General features: G+C 70.2%; 13 protein-coding genes. 10 read left to right on the forward strand and 3 right to left on the reverse strand.

Translation table 11 applies throughout. The features are described from left to right. Positions 1-9: 9 nt before the first annotated feature. Entirely contained in the window at positions 10-1,302 is a 1,293-nt protein-coding gene (locus tag D7X30_RS24210; RefSeq protein WP_120565324.1) for an AAA family ATPase, read from the reverse strand. Positions 1,303-1,421: 119 nt separating this feature from the next. Here D7X30_RS24210 and D7X30_RS24215 point away from each other — a divergent pair, with 119 nt between their 5' ends. From D7X30_RS24215 to D7X30_RS24245, 7 genes are all read left to right on the forward strand, one after another. Then, a complete protein-coding gene (locus D7X30_RS24215) occupies positions 1,422-2,966 on the forward strand; it encodes a MoxR family ATPase (RefSeq protein WP_120565325.1) in 1,545 nt (514 codons plus the stop codon). Continuing rightward, complete coding sequence (locus D7X30_RS24220) at positions 2,963-3,790, forward strand: hypothetical protein (RefSeq protein WP_120565326.1); 828 nt, start codon at positions 2,963-2,965, stop codon at positions 3,788-3,790. The genes D7X30_RS24215 and D7X30_RS24220 overlap by 4 nt, the downstream gene beginning before the upstream one ends. Beyond that, the gene (locus D7X30_RS24225; RefSeq protein ID WP_120565327.1) at positions 3,787-5,490 is read left to right on the forward strand and encodes a M48 family metalloprotease; all 1,704 of its coding nucleotides are present in this window, start codon (positions 3,787-3,789) and stop codon (positions 5,488-5,490) included. The genes D7X30_RS24220 and D7X30_RS24225 overlap by 4 nt, the downstream gene beginning before the upstream one ends. After that, a complete protein-coding gene (locus D7X30_RS24230; RefSeq protein ID WP_233591752.1) occupies positions 5,487-6,053 on the forward strand; it encodes a hypothetical protein in 567 nt (188 codons plus the stop codon). The genes D7X30_RS24225 and D7X30_RS24230 overlap by 4 nt, the downstream gene beginning before the upstream one ends. Next, positions 6,050-7,348, forward strand: a complete 1,299-nt coding sequence (locus D7X30_RS24235) for a phenylacetate--CoA ligase family protein (protein WP_120565329.1) — start codon at positions 6,050-6,052, stop codon at positions 7,346-7,348. The genes D7X30_RS24230 and D7X30_RS24235 overlap by 4 nt, the downstream gene beginning before the upstream one ends. A gap of 87 nt (positions 7,349-7,435) precedes the next feature. After that, complete coding sequence (locus D7X30_RS24240; RefSeq protein WP_120565330.1) at positions 7,436-8,446, forward strand: aldo/keto reductase; 1,011 nt, start codon at positions 7,436-7,438, stop codon at positions 8,444-8,446. A 73-nt stretch (positions 8,447-8,519) separates the two neighbouring features. Further along, positions 8,520-10,634, forward strand: coding sequence for an ATP-binding protein (locus D7X30_RS24245; protein WP_233591753.1), 2,115 nt, complete (start codon positions 8,520-8,522; stop codon positions 10,632-10,634). Here the strand turns inward: D7X30_RS24245 and D7X30_RS24250 are convergent, their stop codons facing one another. Further along, positions 10,635-11,429 carry a radical SAM protein gene (locus tag D7X30_RS24250; protein ID WP_120565332.1) on the reverse strand — a complete coding sequence of 265 codons (795 nt, stop codon included), beginning with the start codon at positions 11,427-11,429 and terminating at the stop codon, positions 10,635-10,637. It abuts the gene before it with no gap. Between the two features lie 80 nt (positions 11,430-11,509). Between D7X30_RS24250 and D7X30_RS24255 the strand changes: the two genes are divergently transcribed. After that, positions 11,510-13,102 carry a S8 family serine peptidase gene (locus tag D7X30_RS24255; protein ID WP_120565333.1) on the forward strand — a complete coding sequence of 531 codons (1,593 nt, stop codon included), beginning with the start codon at positions 11,510-11,512 and terminating at the stop codon, positions 13,100-13,102. A gap of 4 nt (positions 13,103-13,106) precedes the next feature. On the opposite strand, the gene D7X30_RS24260 is transcribed toward D7X30_RS24255, so the two are convergent. Further along, a complete protein-coding gene (locus D7X30_RS24260) occupies positions 13,107-15,035 on the reverse strand; it encodes an ATP-dependent DNA helicase RecQ (RefSeq protein ID WP_120565334.1) in 1,929 nt (642 codons plus the stop codon). 94 nt (positions 15,036-15,129) lie between these two features. Between D7X30_RS24260 and D7X30_RS24265 the strand changes: the two genes are divergently transcribed. Beyond that, on the forward strand, positions 15,130-16,629 hold the full coding sequence (locus tag D7X30_RS24265; protein ID WP_158619361.1) for an asparagine synthase C-terminal domain-containing protein: 1,500 nt from the start codon (positions 15,130-15,132) through the stop codon (positions 16,627-16,629). Continuing rightward, the gene (locus tag D7X30_RS24270) at positions 16,630-17,823 is read left to right on the forward strand and encodes a glycosyltransferase (RefSeq protein WP_120565336.1); all 1,194 of its coding nucleotides are present in this window, start codon (positions 16,630-16,632) and stop codon (positions 17,821-17,823) included. Positions 17,824-17,872: the final 49 nt, after the last annotated feature.

Consider the following 17,872-nt stretch of genomic DNA (forward strand, 5'->3'; position numbering starts at 1 on the left):
TCGAAGTCCTCAGGCTCGCTTCCTGGAACGCACCGGATCACGGCCGCCTCCCCCATCGCGAGCGACGACCCACCGGGGCCAGAACGGATCCTGCTCCGGGAGCAGGCGTCGCAGTTCAGCGTCGATTTCCTTCAGCGTGCCCAAACCCTCACGCTCGCCTCGCATGTAGGCCTCGGCGGCTTCCACCGCGCGTTCAGCCTCCCAGGCACGCGCCTGGGCCAGCCCCATGACAGGCGACGTCAGCCAGTCGTTCGCATCTCCCTGCTTCGCCCAGGGGAGATGCCGCAGGCGCACCTGCTCTTTTTCGAGCTGGAAGAGGAAGAGAGCATCCTGCTCCTCGTCGAAGAATGGCTCCAGGGAGGCCAGCACCAACGGGGAGTGGGTCGTCAGGAACGTCTGGACGGACGTCTCGCTCGCGAGGCCGTCGATGACCTGGATGAGCGATCCGACGATGCGGCGCTGCCACAGCGGATGGAGGTGGGTCTCCACTTCATCCACCAACAGGATGAACCGGGGATCCGGCGCCTGCCCGAGGAACTCCGAGGCCTGGAGATGTTCATGCCACGCCCAGACGACGAGGTAGGCCAGGCCCAGGATGCGGCGCATTCCCGCGGAGGCATGCACCACTGGAATGGTGCCGTACGGCATGTCGAGGGTCGGGTAGTTCTGGACGTCCTCGATGGCCAACCGCATGGGCCGCCCGGGGCGGATGGGCTCGTCGCGAGGGGACAGCTGTTCCAGCGCCCGCTTCAACATCTGGAACGGTGACTGCGCGGAACCATCATCCTGCAACTGCCAGGTCAACCAGTCCCGGACGAGCCCGTTACAGACCGTCGTCCCCTCGTACTTCAGGCCATCCCAGAGGTCCTGGGGCGAGAAGTGGAAGGCGTCCGGCCTTCGAGGCGCATCCGGATCCGCGCGCGACGTCTTGTGCCAGTAGTTCCGTGCGGGGTCCCAGACGGAGAAGCTTCCGTCGACGCGCGCATAGACGGTCAGGCCCGGCATGCTCGGCCGCCCTTCGGGCCAGGGCCACAGCTGCCGTTCCGGGTCGAAGTCGCTCGTCTTGTTCGATGCCCGCCGCGCCTTGCCCGTCAGGGTCCAGTCAATCCGACGACGCCGAGCGCCGCGATGAGGCCACGCGGGCAGACCCGGCCAGGTCCCGGTCAGGCTCCACCACGCCACATCGAGCAGGAAGCTCTTGCCCAACCCGTTGTCACCCGTCAGGACGTTCAGCCGGGGTGCGAACTCGACGTCCAGGCGAGGCGCGGGGCCGACCCCCTGAAGGTGAAGCTCTCGGAGCATGCGCCGACACTTAGCGCATCCCGTCCATGCCGCCCACTTCCGGAAGCCTGGATGGTGGGGGTACACCCATCCAGCTCACACCCGCCCCCGCTCTCCCGCTGCTACACTCCCGCTCCTCCATGGCCAACCAGGATTGGGTCTCGCGCCTGCTCACCGGGCGTGCGTCGGCGGACAAGGGCCTCAGCGTCCACCTCTCCGAGCGCGACGGCGGCAGCCTCCACGACAAGATGCGGCAGGCGTATTGGTGGATCACCAACAACGCCGTCATCTGCCCCTACTACGACATCGAGTTCGGCGGCACCGCCGCCCTCAAGAACACCGCCGGGGACGAGGTCCACCTCCCGGAGGACATGAGCTACAGCTCCTTCGTCCTCATCCCGCTGCTCACCCTCTTCACCTGCCGCCGCGCCCTGCTCGTGGGCGGCCCGGGCCGCGGAAAGACAACCTCCGCCATCCTCATGGCCCTGCTCTCCGGCATGGGCCGCGAGGACGTCCACCGGGGCATCCAGCGCGGCCACCCGCAGCTGTCCATCGCGGACCTGCTCGGCGCGCCCCTGCCCTCGGACATGCTCAAGGCGGAGGACCTGTCCGCAGTGAAGGTCAGTTGGCGCAAGTGGATTGGCCAGCGCGTGAAGATCATCGACGAGTACAACCGCATCCCCACGAAGACCCAGTCCGCCCTGCTGTCGCTCCTGGGCGAGGGCTACGCGGAGATGATGGACCAGTACATCTACACCGGCCGCTCGTCCTGGTTCCTCACCGCCAACGACGACCAGGGCGGCGGCACCTTCCAGGTCATCGAAGCGCTCAAGGACCGCCTGGACGTCGTCGTGCGCGCCGTGCCCTTCAACTCCGGCTTCGTGGACACGCTGCTCCAGCGCATCGAGTCCGACAAGTCTCCGGAGGAGCTGCTCCCCAAGGACATCGTCTTCACGCCCGGCGAGTTGGAGAAGGCCTACGACTCCATCCTCGCCGTGGAGGTGCCCAAGGGCGTGCTGGAGCGCGTGGCCTTCTTCCTGGGCCAGCTGGACTTCTGCCGCATGGCGTCCCCGCGCTTCGAGTTCAAGCACAAGGACACGCTGAAGCTCGCGGGACAGACCGTGTCCGCCGTGTGCAACGAGCAGTGCCCGCTGGACAAGAAGGTGCACCTCTGCACGCAGACGGAGAACGGCACCAGCGTGCGCGCGTACCAGACCATCCTCCACTTCGCGAAGGCGCTCGCGTTCTTCCGGGGCCACCGCGTGACGGAGCTGGAGGACTTCCGGCAGATCATCCCCTGGGTGCTGCACGAGAAGCTCACCCCCAACGCGCGCAGCCCCTTCTTCGAGGCGAAGGGCAACAAGCTGCTGCTCCAGGACCGCGTGGCGTGGATCCGCAACATGTTCGACATGGCCATGGCCCGCTACGGCACGCACGCGCCCGTGCGCCAGAAGGTCGCCGCTTTGCGCACCGAACTGGACCTGGGCCTGTCCGGCGTGGACCTGCGCACCACGGAGAAGCGCCTGTCCACCGTCACCGCGCTGATGAATGACCTGATGACCCGCCAGGAGTTGTCCGGTCCGGTGTACGAGGACCTCATCCACTTGAAGTCCCTCTACAGCCGCTACCGCAACTACGCGACGTGGCTGAAGGAGAACCCGGGCGGTCAGGGGAAACAGCCATGAGCGAGTTCGTCGACGACCTGGAGAAGGAAGCCCGCGGCCGGTTCGTGCGCTGGGACCGCGCGCTGTGGAGCGCGTTCCTCAACGGCCCGGTGGTCCGCTTGGGCCGGGGGCTCGCGAGCGGTGACGCCGCGTCCGGAGAGGAGCTCCTGCGCAACTACATGCGCCTGGGCGCGGAGGGCATCGGGCTGGGCTACATGTATCCGGGGTCCGCCGGGCGGGAGAACTTCTTCACGCTCGCGTGGCGGGACCTGCTGCCGCGCCTGTTGCCAGACCTGCGTCAGGAGGAGCGGGCCCCGGCGCTCGCGCGCGTGTGGAACCTCAGCGAGAACCTGGAGTCCGCGCCGCCGTGGGTGCAGCGGCTGTTCTGCCGCCTGGGCGCGAACCTGTCCTCGCTGGAGGACCTGGAGGGCCACCTGCACACCATCGCCAACGAGGCGATGGAGCCGCCGTCCCAGGCGCTGGGCGACACGTCCACCGCGCAGTGGGTGGACCTGTCCCAGGAGGACGCGCGCTTCATGCCCGGGGAGATGCACTTCCTGGCGCCCGCCGTCGTCTGCGTGCACGACCGTCACCGCGCCACCGCCGCCGGTGGACGCGACGCCGCCACGCAGGGCGTGTGGCTGGTGAAGAAGCCCATGCTGCTGGGGCCCATGGGCTGCAACGAGCGGCTGGAGCCCGCGACGGGCAAGCCCTCCAAGGCGCTCACCTCGCTGGCGCAGCGCGACCCTCGTGCGGGGGACTGGTACAGCACCCAGCACAACGAGTGGCGCGCGGTGGCCACGATGCACACGTCCCAGTGGCTGGCGGTCATCCTGCCGGCATGAGCGCGGGCGCGGCCTTCACCCCGGAGGAGGTGGAGCGGTGCTGGCGCGACGCGCTGGCGCTGTGGGACGTGCACGTGCAGCTGAGCCCGCCCGAACCGCACCAGCCCTTCCGGCCCGGCGAGGCCACGCCGGACGAACCGCTCGCGTACATCGACCTGGTGCGCCGGCAGGTGTTCGTCCACTTCGACCTGCTGGTCCGCATGGGCGCGCGCGACAGCCTCACCGCCGTGCTGGCCCATGAAATCGGCCACCATGTGCGCTTCCCCCACACGCTGGGGTGGGACGCGGAGCTGCGAGTGCTGGAACAGCGCCTCATCCCGGGCCTGGGCCAGTCGCTCACCAACCTGTTCTTCGACCTCCAGGTGAACGAGTTCGTGGGGCGCACCCACGCGGAAGCGCTGTGTCAGGTGTACCGGGGCTTCCTGCGCACGCCCGACGGGCGCAAGAAGAACAAGAAGAAGAAGGAGGACGGCGACACGGGCGGGCCGTCCCCGCTGTTCTGCTTCTACCTGGCCATCTACGAGGAGCTGTGGCGCAGGGAGCCCGGACACCTGGTGCCCGAGGCCCTGCTGCCGAAGCTGGAGGAGGCCTACCCGGGCTTCCGCGCGCAGGCGCGCATGTTCGTGCAGACGTTCTACGCGCTGCCCGACCCGCGCCTGCAATTCCTCTACTTCTGCGCCGCGTTCATCCGCTTCATCGACATGCCGTCCGAAGTGGGCTTCTGCATCCCGCTGGCCGGCGACCTCGGCACTCCGGACGAAGGCGACCTGGACGCGGCGGTGCAGTCCGGCGGCCGGTGGGAGGGCGCGCTGGACGAGGCCCGCGCCAACGGCTGGCTGGACGACTCGCACGACACGAAGGAGTCGGACCCGCTGGACACCATCCGCCGCGTGACGGCGCACCTGCCCGGCAACGACGGCGGCAGGCTGCGGCGCGCGCTGGTGGCCCGGTACTACCGGCGGCTCGTGGACCAGTACATCCTCAAGCTGCCCGCTTCGGCCTCGAAGCCAGAGCCCTACCTGCGCACGATTCCGGAGGCGTGGGAGTACGGCGACGACCCGTCCACCATCGACTGGACGCTCACGGTGATTTCGCAGGGTCACCTGGCCGCCGTGGCCCCGCTGCGCCGCGAGCTGGAGGCGGACCTGCCACCGCCGTCCGACCTGGGCGTGCCCGCGCTGGAGATCTACCTGGACACCAGCGGCTCCATGCCCAACCCGCAGCAGGACCTCAACGCGATGACGCTGGCCGCGCAGGTGCTGTCGGCCTCCGCGCTGCGCAAGGGCGCCACGGTGCGCGGCATCATCTATTCGGCGGACAACCCCATCGTGTCCCCGTGGATGTACGACGAGGAGACGGCGCGCGACTTCTTCTTCCACTACATCGGTGGAGGGACGTGGTTCCCGGTGGAGGTGATGGAGCAGCTGTCCGAGGAGCGGCCGGACGCGCTGCGCGTCGTCATCTCCGACAGCGACTTCCTGTACAACATGCGGCAGGAGGGCGCGCTGCCGCGGTTCGCCCGCGGGATGAACCGGTCGCGCCGCGTGGTGGCCTTCCTCGCGCTGCCGGACGACGCCCCCGCGCGGCAGGTGCTGGCGCCGGTGCTGGGAAGCCCGCGCTTCCGGCTGGCGACCGTGCAATGGATGTCTGACTTTGGCCGTGCCGCCGCGGCACTGGCCGATGCCCTGTTGGAGAAATGATGGCCGTTTCGATTCCCCACCTCCGTGAGCAGCTGGCGGCCACGCCCATCGTGTCGCCGTATCCGCATGACCTGGCGGTGGCCATCGTCTGCGACACCTTCCGTCTGGCCAGCCAGCGCCCCCCGTCCCAAGCCGAGTGGGCGAAGCTGGAGCAGCGGGTGAAGAACCCGCTGTTCCAGGAGCAGGTGGGCATGCTCGCGCACGTGCTGGTGTCGTCCGACCTGCGCAAGAAGACGGTGCTCTACCTCACCGCGGACCGCACCCCGCAGGCGCGCTTGCAGCAGTTCTTCGAGGAGGTGCATCCCCTCACCGCGGAGATGATCCGCTCCAACGCCTTCCGCCAGGAGGAGTTCCTGCGCAAGTGGCTGGCGGCCCTGGGCGCGGACATCGAAGGCGAGACGGAGGCCGAGTCGAAGCGCCACCTCAAGGACCTGGACTACCGGCAGGCCGTGACGGACCTGCGCAAGGTGGAGGAGGCGCGCAAGAAGGAGGCGGACCGGCGCCAGGAGATGCTCCAGGAGGCAGCACGCAAGGACGCAGAGGCCCGGGGCTGGCGCGAGTGACGCTCGGGGTCGCGCCCAGGGCCCGGATCCGCCGCGACAGCCACACGCAGCGCCCGCACCTGCCGTGGGCGCTGGACGTGGCGGCGGGCCTGGCGCGCGGCGCGGCCACGGTGGACGAAGCCACCGCCCGCGCGGAGCTGGAGGCGCGCCTGCCGGCCTTCCGTGAAGCGCTCCGGGGCTCGCCCTACTACGTGCGCGTGCTGCGCGAGTCGGGCCTGCACCCGGGCGACCTGCGGCGCCTGGAGGACCTGCGGCACTTCCCCGCGCTGGACCGCGCCACGCTCGCGCGCCACTGGGAGGACGTGCCCACGCTGCCCGCCGCGTCCGACGAGTGCGTGGTGGTGAAGAGCTCCGGCACCACCGGGGACCCGGTGAACGTGCTGCGCGACCGGCGCGACTGCCTGCTCATGTGGGCCGTGCTGCGCTTCTTCACCGAGCACACCAACACCCTGCCCCCGCCGCGTCCGCGCGTGGTGCTGCTGGATGCGCTGCCGGGCGGGCTGGAGTACTCGGTGCGCCTGCCGCTGTTCCATGACGGCGCCCTGCACCGCGTCTCCGTGCTGCGCGACGACGCGGTGGCGCGTCTGCAACGGGTGAAGGCCTCCGTCGTCTTCTCCGACCCGGAGGGGTTGCGCTGGCTGCTCGCGCATCCGGAGGTGCCGTCCCCCTTGCTGGTGCTCACCTCCGCGCAGCACCTGCCGCACGCGCTGCGCGACGCCTGGAAGCAGGAGCGCGGCGTGCCGGTCCTCGACTACTACGCCGCCACGGAGACGGGGCCGCTCGCGTGGGAGTGCCTGGAGGACACGAACCGGGGCCGCTTCCACGTGCTCACGCCGGACGTCTGGCTGGAGCCGGATGGGGACGAGGTGGTGGTGACGCGGCTGCGCCCCAGCGTGCTGCCGCTGTTGCGCTACCGGCCCGGGGACACGGGCACCGTGCGGCGCGACGCATGTTCCTGCGGCTTCCACGGCTGGACGCTGACGGGCTTCGGCGGACGCGGGGCCTGCGCGTTCCACACGCCTTCTGGCCGCGCGTTGGACGCGTGGTCGCTGGCGTGGGTGTTCAAGCACCACCCGCTGCGCGCGTTCCGGCTGACGCAGGTGACACGGGAGCGCTTCACGCTGGAGCTCTCAGGTGCCCCCGAGGACAGCGTGGCGGCGCTGTGCGAACGGCTCACCGCCGCGCTACGCAACCTGGGATGGACGATGCCCGTGGTGGAGGCGCGCGGGACGCAAGGGCTGGCACCGGCCGCCAAGCCGCTCCCCTTCCGTTGCGAGCTGCCGCTTCCGGGATGAGCCAGGCCTTCGCCTGGTCGTTTGCCCTGGATTCCCGCGCCTCGCGTGAAGATTGTCCCAGGGAGGGTGCACCCGCACGGAGGACACATGGAGACTCGGAAGCTGGGCAGGCAGGGCCTCACCGTTTCGGCGCTGGGCCTGGGCTGCATGGGCATGTCGGACTTCTACGCGGGCCGCGACGACGCGGAGTCGGAGGCCACGCTGCTCCACGCGCTGGAGCGGGGCCTCACCTTCTTCGACACGGCGGACGCCTACGGGCCCGGCCGCAACGAGGAGCTGGTGGGCCGCGTGCTGGGCCCCCACCGTCAGAAAATCGTCCTGGCCACGAAGTTCGGCCTGGTGCGCGACCCGGCGAATCCCCAGTCGCGCGGCGTCAACGGCCGGCCGGACTACGTGAAGCAGGCGTGCGACGCGAGCCTGAAGCGCCTGGGAATGGACGTCATCGACCTCTATTACCTGCACCGGGTGGACCCGAAGACGCCCATCGAGGACACCGTGGGCGCGATGGCGGAGCTGGTGAAGGCCGGCAAGGTGCGCTTCCTGGGGCTGTCGGAGGTGAACTCGGAGACGCTGCGCCGCGCGTGCGCCGTGCATCCCATCACCGCGCTCCAGTCGGAGTACTCGCTGTGGAGCCGGGACCCGGAGGACGGCGTGCTCCAGACGTGCCGCGAGCTGGGCGTGGGCTTCGTCCCCTACAGCCCGCTGGGCCGCGGCTTCCTCACCGGCCAGTTCAAGCGCTTCGAGGACCTGCCGGAAGACGACTACCGCCGCCACTCACCCCGCTTCCAGGGGGAGAACTTCCAGCGCAACCTCAAGCTGGTGGAGCACATCGACCGGCTCGCCAGCCAGAAGCGGTGCACGCCCGCGCAGCTCGCGCTCGCCTGGGTGCTGTCGCGCGGCGAGGACGTGGTGCCCATCCCCGGCACCAAGCGCCGCAAGTACCTGGACGACAACCTGGGTGCCCTGGACGTGAAGCTCACACAGGAGGACCTGGCGGCCATCGAGTCCATCGCGCCGCCGGGCGTGGCCGCGGGCGAGCGCTACCCCACCGCCATGCAGGGCTTCCTCCAGACCGACGCCCGGAAGGAGACACGCTGACGGCGGGCCCCAGGCCCGTCCGCCCCGCGCATCCATGACCGCGCCCGCTCCGTCCGCCCCGCGGTATCCGCCGGTGCCTCCCTCCTCCCCGCCTCCGCGCGCGCCGGAGCCGTTCCGCAAGGAGGGGGGCTCCGAGTTGCTGAACTACGGGCTGGCGGTGGCGGCCGTCGTGGTGGCGTACTTCGCCCAGCGGCTGCTGTGGCCCTACATGTCCAGCGCCCCGTTCCTGTCCTTCTTCGCCGCCGTCGCGTTCGCGGGCTGGTGGGGAGGCTGGGGGCCGGGGCTGCTCGCGACGGCCCTCTCGCTGGTGACGGTGGACTACTTCTTCCTGTCCCCCCTGGGGAACTGGATGATCCACCCCGGCAACCTCATCGCGCTGAGCGTCTTCCTCGCGCTGTCGATGTTCGTCACGTTGCTCAACGTGCGCCTGCGCCGGGCCAACGAGGAGCGCGCGGACCTGCTGGAGCGCGAGCGCACCTCCCGCGCCGCCGCCGAGTACGAACGCGCGCGCCTGCACGAACTGTTCATGCACGCGCCCGCGCACCTGGTCATCTTCCGCGGGCCCCAGCACGTCTTCGAGCTGTCCAACCCCCTCAACTCCGCGATGCTCGGCAACCCTCCGAGGCTGTTGGGCCTGCCCGCGCGCGAGGTGGGGCCGAAGGAGGAAGCGGAGCGCGTGGCCCGCATCCTCGACCACGTCTACACGACGGGAGAGCCCTTCGTGGGCCGGGAGGTGTCCCTCAAGCTGCCCCAGCTGGATGGCACCCTCCGGGAGTACATCTTCGACGTCACGTACACGCCCACGCACGACACGAACGGGCAGGTGGACGGCATCGCGGGCTTCGGCTTCGACGTGACGGACGTGGTGCGGGCCCGCTCCCGGGCGGAGCGGCTGGCGCGAGAGCTGTCGCACAACGAGGAGCACCTGCGGCTGCTGGCCGGGGCCAGCTCCTTCCTGGCCACGTCGCTGGACTACAAGGCCACGCTGCGCAACGTGGTGCGCCTGGCGGTCCCCACGCTGGCGGACTGGTGCCTCATCGACAGCGCGTTGGACGACGGCACCTTCCAGCGCATGGAGGTGGAGCACTCGGCCACGGAGCCGGAGTCGCTCGCGGAGCCGCTGCGGTCCCGCACGACGTACGTGTCAGGCCTCCCCAAGATGGCCGGCCCCGGGTCGCTTCATCACGGGCAGCCCTTCTTCATCGAGAACTTCACCGACGACCTCCTGCCGCGGTTCACGAGTGATCCCGAGCGCATCGCGCTGCTGAAGGAGCTGCGCGTCCGCTCGCTGGTGGTGGTGCCGCTGGTGGCCGGGGAGCGTTCGCTGGGGCTGCTCAGCTTCGTCACCACGCACCGCTCCGGCCGGCGCTACACGACCGCGGACCTGCCCTTCCTCCAGGAGCTGGCCAACCGCGCCGCGCTCTCCATGGAGAACGCGAGGCTGTACCGCGAGGCACGCGAAGCGGTGCGCCTGCGCGACGAGTTCCTGTCCATCGCGAGCCATGAGCTGAAGACGCCGCTCACGCCGCTCAACCTCAAGCTCCAGGCGCTGCGGCGCGAGATGGAGCGCCACCCGGGCCCGGTGCCGCGAGAGCTGGTGGAGCGCTACCTGGATGTGGGCTCGCGGCAGATGAAGAAGCTGGCGGAGCTGGTGAACGACCTGCTGGACGTGTCGCGCATCGCGGCCGGGCGGCTGTCTCTGGAGTGCGTGCCCATGGACCTGGCGGAGCTGGTGCGCGATGTGGTGGCCGTCTACGAGGGCCCCGCCGCGCGCTCCGGCTCCGTGCTCCAGCTGGAGTGCACGGACACCGTGACGATGGGGGTGTGGGACCGGCCGCGACTGGAGCAGGTGGTGGTGAACCTGGTGGACAACGCCATCAAGTACGGCCGGGGGCGCCCCATCCAGGTCCGCCTGGAGACGCGTGACGGCAAGGCGGCGCTGACGGTGCGGGACCAGGGCATCGGCATCTCGGAGGAGTCCCTGCCGCGCCTCTTCGGCCGCTTCGAGCGAGCGGTGAGTGACCGGCACTACGGCGGCCTGGGTCTGGGCCTCTACATCACCCGCACGCTGGTGGAGGCCATGGGCGGCACGGTGCGCGTGGAGAGCCTCCTGGGCCAGGGCTCCGTCTTCACGGTGGAGCTGCCGCTGCCCGCACCGTCGGCGGACGTGGGCGTTCCGGCGCCCTGATCAGGAAGCGGCGCGAGCGCGCGGCAGCTGCGCGTGGGGTTCCCAGGGGCCGCTGGAGCCCAGGCAATGGCGGCAGGTGGCGAGCGGTACGTCGCGCTCCAAATAGGCCAGCAGGCGCGTGAGCAGGTCCGGGTCGTCGAGCGGCACGCCGTCATGTTCGACGAGCGCGGGCAGGTGCGGATGCTCGGCGGCGAAGACGGTGGCGACGTGGGGCGGCCGGGTGCAGGTGTAGAAGCGGCCCTGGTGGACCAGGTGGCAGCGCTGCTTGAGCCAGCACTTGTCGAAGACGTCCCGCACCTCCGCGTCGGACGTGAGTGGTGCGTCCGGGGTGATGCGCTGGAAGCGGTCGATGGCCTTCACCGTGAGGTGGACGCCGTGCTGGTCGCAGCGCTCGGTGATGCGGGCGATGGAGCGTTCGGGCAGGGGCGCGGACGTGTAGAACGACAGGGTCATCCGGTCGAGCCGTTCGTACACGGCGTCGGGGGCACTCTGGGCGAGGAAGCCGTTGGTGGTGACGGACACCTGTTCGGTGAGGCCCGAGGCGCGCACCACGTCCAGCACGGCGGGCAGGTCCGGATGGAGGAAGGGCTCACCGCCGGTCAGCTTGAAGACGTTGGGCTTGAGCACGCGCGAGAGCCGGCGCAGGTCCTCCGCCAGCGCCTGGGGGGACACGGCCCACGCGGGCAGGTGCGGCGACAGCGGGCAACACTGTGCACAGCGCAGGTTGCAGTGCGTGGTGACGTGCGTCTCCAGGGACCAGGTGAGGACGCGGCTGTCGTGAAGCTCGTAGCGCACGGCGCGGGAGTCTAACCGACACACCCACCGCCCTGGAGGCCCGTATCCCTCCACGAAGTCCCAGGGGTACAGGTGCGCCCATGGCGCCGCCCGAGCAGTTCGAGTCCTCGAAGCTCCGCACGCTCGACGTCCTCCTCCGTGAGGGCTTCGACCGGGCCACCCTGGAGAAGACCGTGGCCGCGCTCGTCGGGGCGGAGCCATGGATCATCCGCCCGGTGCCGTTCGAGCCCACCGGCCGCTCGTTCGACCTCCTCCCTACCGGCACCGTCGAACCGGCGCAGGCGTGGGAGCTGGCGCGCCGCCTCCAGGCGGACCCGAGCGTGGAGGATGCGGATCCGGCTTTCGAGGCGGTCTACGCGGAACACACCTCCGTCACGGACACGGCGCCCACGCTCCTCAAGGCGCAGAGCGCGGAGCCTGGGCCTGAGACGTTCAACGAGAACGATTGCGATTGGAGCCCGCGCTTCGTGAAGGCGGACGAGGCGTGGAAGCTGTCCGGCGGCGCGAGCCAGGGCGAGGGCATCCTCATCGGCCATCCGGACAGCGGCTACCTGCCCAGCCCCGAGCTGGGACCGAACTTCACGCCAAGGCTTGGCTGGGACTTCATCGACGATGACCCCACGACGGAGAATCCCGGCGGAGGCCATGGGCTCGGCACCGCGAGCGTCATGTCGAGCCCGTACAACGGACCGAGCGTGGACGGACCGGAGCTGTTCGTGAATGGAGTCGCGCCGAAGGCCGAGGTCGTCCCGCTGCGCGTCGCGAAGCCCACGCTCTTCGTCCCCTCGCCCGTGCTGTTCAACGTGGGCGTCGACCGGCTGCGCGACTCCATCGGGTTCGCCATCCAGCGGCGGGTCCATGTCATCAGCATCAGCCTCGGGTGGCTGCCCAACGCGGGACTGCACCGGATCATCCAGCAGGCGGTGCGTGAGAACATCATCGTCATCGCCGCCGCGGGCAACTACACGGGCCCCATCGTCGTCTGGCCGGGCGCGTATGACGAAGTCGTCGCGATGGCCGCGTGCAACGCGAGCGCACAACCCTGGGCCTTCTCCGCCTGGGGCAAGGCGGTCGACGCCACCGGCCCGGGTGAGAACGTCTGGGTGGCGCAGCCTGCCGACAAGGTCGGGCAGAGCAGTGGAACGTCGTATGCGACCGCGACTGTCGCGGGAATCGCCGCGCTCTGGCTGGCGCACCATGGCCGGGACAACCTGCTCGCGAAGTACCAGGGAGGGCCAACGCTCGCGCAGGTCTTCCGCCACGTGCTGCGCGCCACCTGTGACAGCTGGCCTCAAAGCCAGCTCGCGTGGGGCGCCGGCCTTGTCAACGCGAGGGCGTGCCTCGAATCCGCGCTCCCGGACGTGACGGAGCTGGAGTCATTCACCGCGAGGGCGCTCCGCCAGGAGTCCTCGGACACCGTGGCCGCCACCTTCAGCGGCCTCCCGCAAGCCGACGTCCTGAGAGGCCTCGCGACCACGCTTGGGGTCGATGAACAGAAGGCGGTGCGGCTCGACTCGGAATACGGGCGTGAGCTGCGGTTCTGGGCGCTCACCTATTCCCCCTTCCGTCGAGCGCTACAGGAAGGCGCAGGCAGGGACCGGCAGGCGCTCAAGACACGGGCCCAGGCCGCCCTGCCACCTTTCTCACCGAGCCTGCGGGCCGCGATCGGCTGAACGTTCACCGCCCTTCACAGAACGTCAGCACCTGGGCGAACGGCCACTCCGCCAGGGTGCCGAAGAGCTTGTGCCCGGTGAGCTTCGCCTTGGAGAGCGCGGGACTGCTCAGGCCGCAGAGGAAGCGCGCCGCCTGCCTGGGATGGCCCAGCGCCTCCGGATGCTTCGCGACGAGCGACTTGAACGTGGCCACGTCCAGCTGTGCGCGCAGGTCCGGCCGTGGATGCGGCGGCGGCAGCACGCGCGCCACGCCCGTGCGGCAGAAGGTGCAGTGGCCGCACGGAGCTTCGCGCTGCTCGCCGAAGTGGGCCACCAGTGCGTTGCTCTGGCAGCCATCGTGCGTGACGAGCCGGAGCACGTCGCGCACCCGCGACACCTCCTGGACCTCTCGCTTCTGGAAGCGCTCCTGCAACAGGGCCACGAGCGCCTTCGTGTCCTCGCGCTCGCGCAGCCGCGTGTAGCGCTGACGCGGCTCCGCCACCTGCACCTCCGCGTAGCCCTGCTCCTGGAAGTAGTCGATTGCCTTCACCACCCGGTCTCGCGGCTGGTCCAACGCTTTCGCCACCTCGGAAGGGTCGAACGTGTACCAGGTGCGTCCCTTCTTCGCGTGCGCGAACAACTCCTTCACGAAGCGCGCGCGCTCCCCCTGGAACTTCCCCACGAGCGCTTCCACCGAGCCCGCCGGCTGCACCTTGTAGCCCGCGTAGAACGGCGTGCCCTGGCGCAGCACACCCTCCAATTCCAGGTACGTCAGCGCCGTGCGCAGCACCAGGGGCCGCAGGTCATGGCGGTTGCCCAGCGCGTACATGTCCAGGTGCAGCTCCGGCCCCGAGGACAACAACTCCTTCACCAGCGCGGTCAGCGCCTCCGGCAGCGGCGTGTCCCCGAGCGCGAAGTTCTCCAGCGTGGGCACGTCGTCCGGGCACGCGAGCAACTCCACGACGGACGGTTTGCCGTCACGGCCCGCGCGGCCGATCTCCTGGCTGTAGCTCTCCAGGCCCTTGGGCAGGTTGTAGTGATACACGGCGCGCACGTCCGCCTTGTCGATGCCCATCCCGAACGCGATGGTCGCCACGACGATGCCCTTCGCGGAGTGGGTCCACGCGTCCTGCACCCGCTCGCGATCCTCGGACTCCAGGCCCGCGTGGTAGGCGCTGGCGGGCAGGCCCTCCGCGCTCAAGAGCGCCGCCACGCGCTCCGCGGTCTTCTGCAGCGTGACGTAGACGATGGTGGTGCCGGGTGGGCGCGACTTGAGCCGCTCCACCAGCAGGGCATCGCGCGCCTCCGGCCCCGTGGGCGTGGTCTCCAGCGTGAGGTTGTTCCGGTAGAAGCCGGTGACGACCGCTTGCGACTCCGGGATGCCGAAGCCCTCGCAGATGTCGTGCACCACTTGCGGCGTGGCCGTGGCGGTGAGCGCCAGGATGCGCTCGGCCCGGAGCGTGCGGGCCGCCTGCGCGAGCTTGAGGTAGTCCGGCCGGAAGTTGTGGCCCCACTCGGAGACGCAGTGCGCTTCGTCCACCGCGAAGAGGGAGATGGGGAGCTCACTCAGGAGCCCCATGAAGCGCTCGTTGTTGAAGCGCTCGGGGGCCACGTAGAGGAGCTTCAGCGTTCCGTCTCGCAGGGACTCCGTCACTTCGCGCGACTCCTCCAGCGACAGGGAGGAGTCCAACCGCGCGGCGCGGATGCCCCGCCGCTCCAGCGCGTCGATCTGATCCTTCATCAACGCGATGAGCGGTGACACCACCACCGTGAGCCCTTCGAGCAGCAGCGCGGGGAGCTGGTAGCACAGCGACTTGCCGCCGCCCGTGGGGAACACCGCGAGCGCGGAGCCGTGGGGCTTGAGCAGCTCCGTGAGCACCTCGCGCTGTCCGGGCCGGAAGGACTCCAGCCCGAAGCGCTCCCGCAACACGACGTCCACCGCATCCGTCCTCATGTCCCGCCCTTCCCTGTTCGCGCTGTCCAGGAGGGTTATCTCACCCTCCCTGACTTTCCGCTGGCGACTCCCAGCTCCCTATGATGCGGACCGCATGCCGACCCGACCTCCCAAGGTGTCTCCCGCGCGTGGCCTGTCTCCCCGGGCGGTGAGCGACCTGCTGTTCCATGCCCGCGCGTCCAACGCGGACCTGATGCCAGACACGGAGCCCATCGGCGTGGCGCTGCCGCGAGTCATCCGGGAGGCGGAGGCACGGGATGAGGAAGGGCTCGCGGCGCGGCTGCTGGCCGCCTGGTCCGACACCGTGCGGGCGCATGTCGAAGCGGGCACGCACGAGGTGAGCCTGAGCGGCGGGGTGGACAGCGCGGCCCTGTGCGCGATGGCCGCGCGGCATGCACCGGGGAAGGTGCGCGCGTGGACGATGGACGTGCACTTCGCGGACGCGGTGGAGCGGAGCAACGCGCGGCGGATGGCGAAGGTGACGGGCGCGGAGCTGGTGGACGTGCTCATCCCTGACACCGTGCTCCCGGACCTGTTCGAGCACGCGGTCCTCGCCAACCAGACGGCCATCCTCAACGCCCGGGCCGTGGCGAGCTACGTGTTCTATCTGGAGGCCCGGCGGCAGGGCGCGGGCCCCGTCCTCCTGAGCGGCGCGGGAGCGGACGAAGTGCTCCAGGGCACCCCGGGCGCGCTCGCCTCCGCGAAGGCCCGCGTGGATGAAGACCGGACGCTGGCCGTGCGGGCCCTGGGCTTCGAAGCCATGGCGGCTGTGGACAACTTGCGGGCGCCGTTCCCAGCCGGCTCGCGCGATCATGAAGAGCCCCCCGGAGCGGCACGGGGGGCTGTGGACAACTCGGGGAGGCCCCTGGATGAGGCTCCGCACGGCGATCAGGAATCAAAGCCATCCACGGGGCATTTCCCCTCTGGAAACGACGGTTCCGATCAAGCCGTGGGACGCCGTGAGGACTCCATACCTGTGGACAACTTGAGGACTGTTTCCGAGCGCCGGAACAGCGATCACGCCCCGCGCGGTCCCCCTGTGGACAACCTGGGGACCGTGCTCGCCTCGCTGCCCGCGCCGTGGGAGCTGCCGCAGGAGGATGCGCTCCCGTCCGAGGAGCTGCGGTACGCGAAGTGGGTGCTGGCCGAACTCATCCTCCCGCCCGAGCTGCGAGGCGCCCGGGCCCATGGGCTCACGGTCCGCACGCCGTACCTGGATGAAGGCTTCGCGCGGGTGGCGCTGGCCCTGCCGGAGTCCGTGCTGCAAAGGGATGGGTTCGGCAAGTGGCTGTTCCGGCACGCGGTGCGGTCGCTGGTGCCGGACGAGGTCCGCCTCGCGCGCAAGACGCCCCGGTATGGGCACACCGCGCTCTCCAGCCCGGTGCGAGCGCGCTGGCTGGAGCTGTATCGCGCCTGGCTCTCTCCCGCGCGGCTGGATTCCCTCCAGGTCATCAACACGCAAGCGATGCTGGGCTTGCTGGAGCGCTACGTCCGCCTGTCCCCCGACGACGCGCAGGCCGGACCGATGGATCGGTTGTTGATGCGCCTCATGTCCCTGGCCATGCTCCAGGCCCACACCAAGGCGCCCCCCTGAATGTCCCGAGTCCTCATCGCCACGTCTCCCGAGAAGGGTCACCTCAACCCGATGGTCGGCGTGGCCCAATGGCTGCGCCGCCTGGGGCACACCGTCGGATGGCTGTGCATCCCCGAACCCGCGCCGCAGCTCGAGTCCCTGGGCGTGGAGGTGCTGCGCCTGCCGCACGCCGAAGCCACGCCGCCGGGCATCGAGACGGGAGGCGAAGCGCTGGCGAAGCTGGTGCTCGATGACGTGGCGCTGGGGAAGTGGATCCGGGGTCTGTTGCTGGATGCGGCTCCCGCGCTCCTGGAGCCCGTGCGCGAAGTGGTGCGCGCCTTCCGTCCCGACGTGATGGCGCTGGACGGGATGCAGTACGCGGCGGTGCTCGCGGCGCACACGGAGGGCATTCCCTGGGCGGGCGTGTCCTCCGCGCTCACGCTGTTGGAGCCAAGGCCGGAGATTCCCCTGCTGCGCAACGTGCGGGCGCTGAAGGACGACCGTCAGGCCCTGTTCCGCCGTCACGGCTTCGACGCGCGCTTCCGCACCTGCGAGTGCCTGTCGCCCCGGCTCAACGTCATCTTCGCCACCGAGGCCTTCCTGGGCCCGGACGCGGGAGTGCCCCCGGACACGCTGCTGGTGGGGCCCTCCATTCCGCCGGAGGCCCGGGGTGACGAGGTGCCCTTCCCCTGGGAGCGCCTGGGCGAAAAGCCGGTGCTGTACGTGTCCTTCGGCAGTCAGATTTCGTATCAGCCAGAACTGTTCCGCCTCATCGCGGCGGCCGCGAAGCCCTTCGGAGTGACGCTGGTGTTGTGCGCGGGCGAGTTGGCGGACACGGACTTCCCGAGCACGCTGCCCGGTGACGTGGTGGCGGTGCGCTACACGCCGCAGCGGCAGGTGCTGGAGCGCGCGGCGGCGTTCATCTCCCACGGCGGCGCCAACTCCGTGATGGAGGCGATGACGGCGGGAGTGCCGATGCTGCTGCTCCCGGTGTGCAACGACCAGCCCGTGCAGGCGCACTTCCTGGAGAAGGCCGGAGCGGGGCTCGCGAGGGACCCGAGGACCCTCACGATGGAGTCGTGCCGCGAGGCCATCGCGCAACTGCTCGCACCGGAGTCGCCGATGCGCGACCGCGTGGCGGAGATCTCCCGCTCCTACCGCGCGCACGATGGCGCGAGGACCGCGGCTGAACGCATCGCAGGGCTGGTGACGTGAGCGCCGCCAGGTGGAGTCCTCGCCGGCATCGCCCTGAGGGGATCACACC

The organism is Corallococcus sp. AB011P, from assembly GCF_003611605.1.
Lineage (GTDB): Bacteria > Myxococcota > Myxococcia > Myxococcales > Myxococcaceae > Corallococcus > Corallococcus coralloides.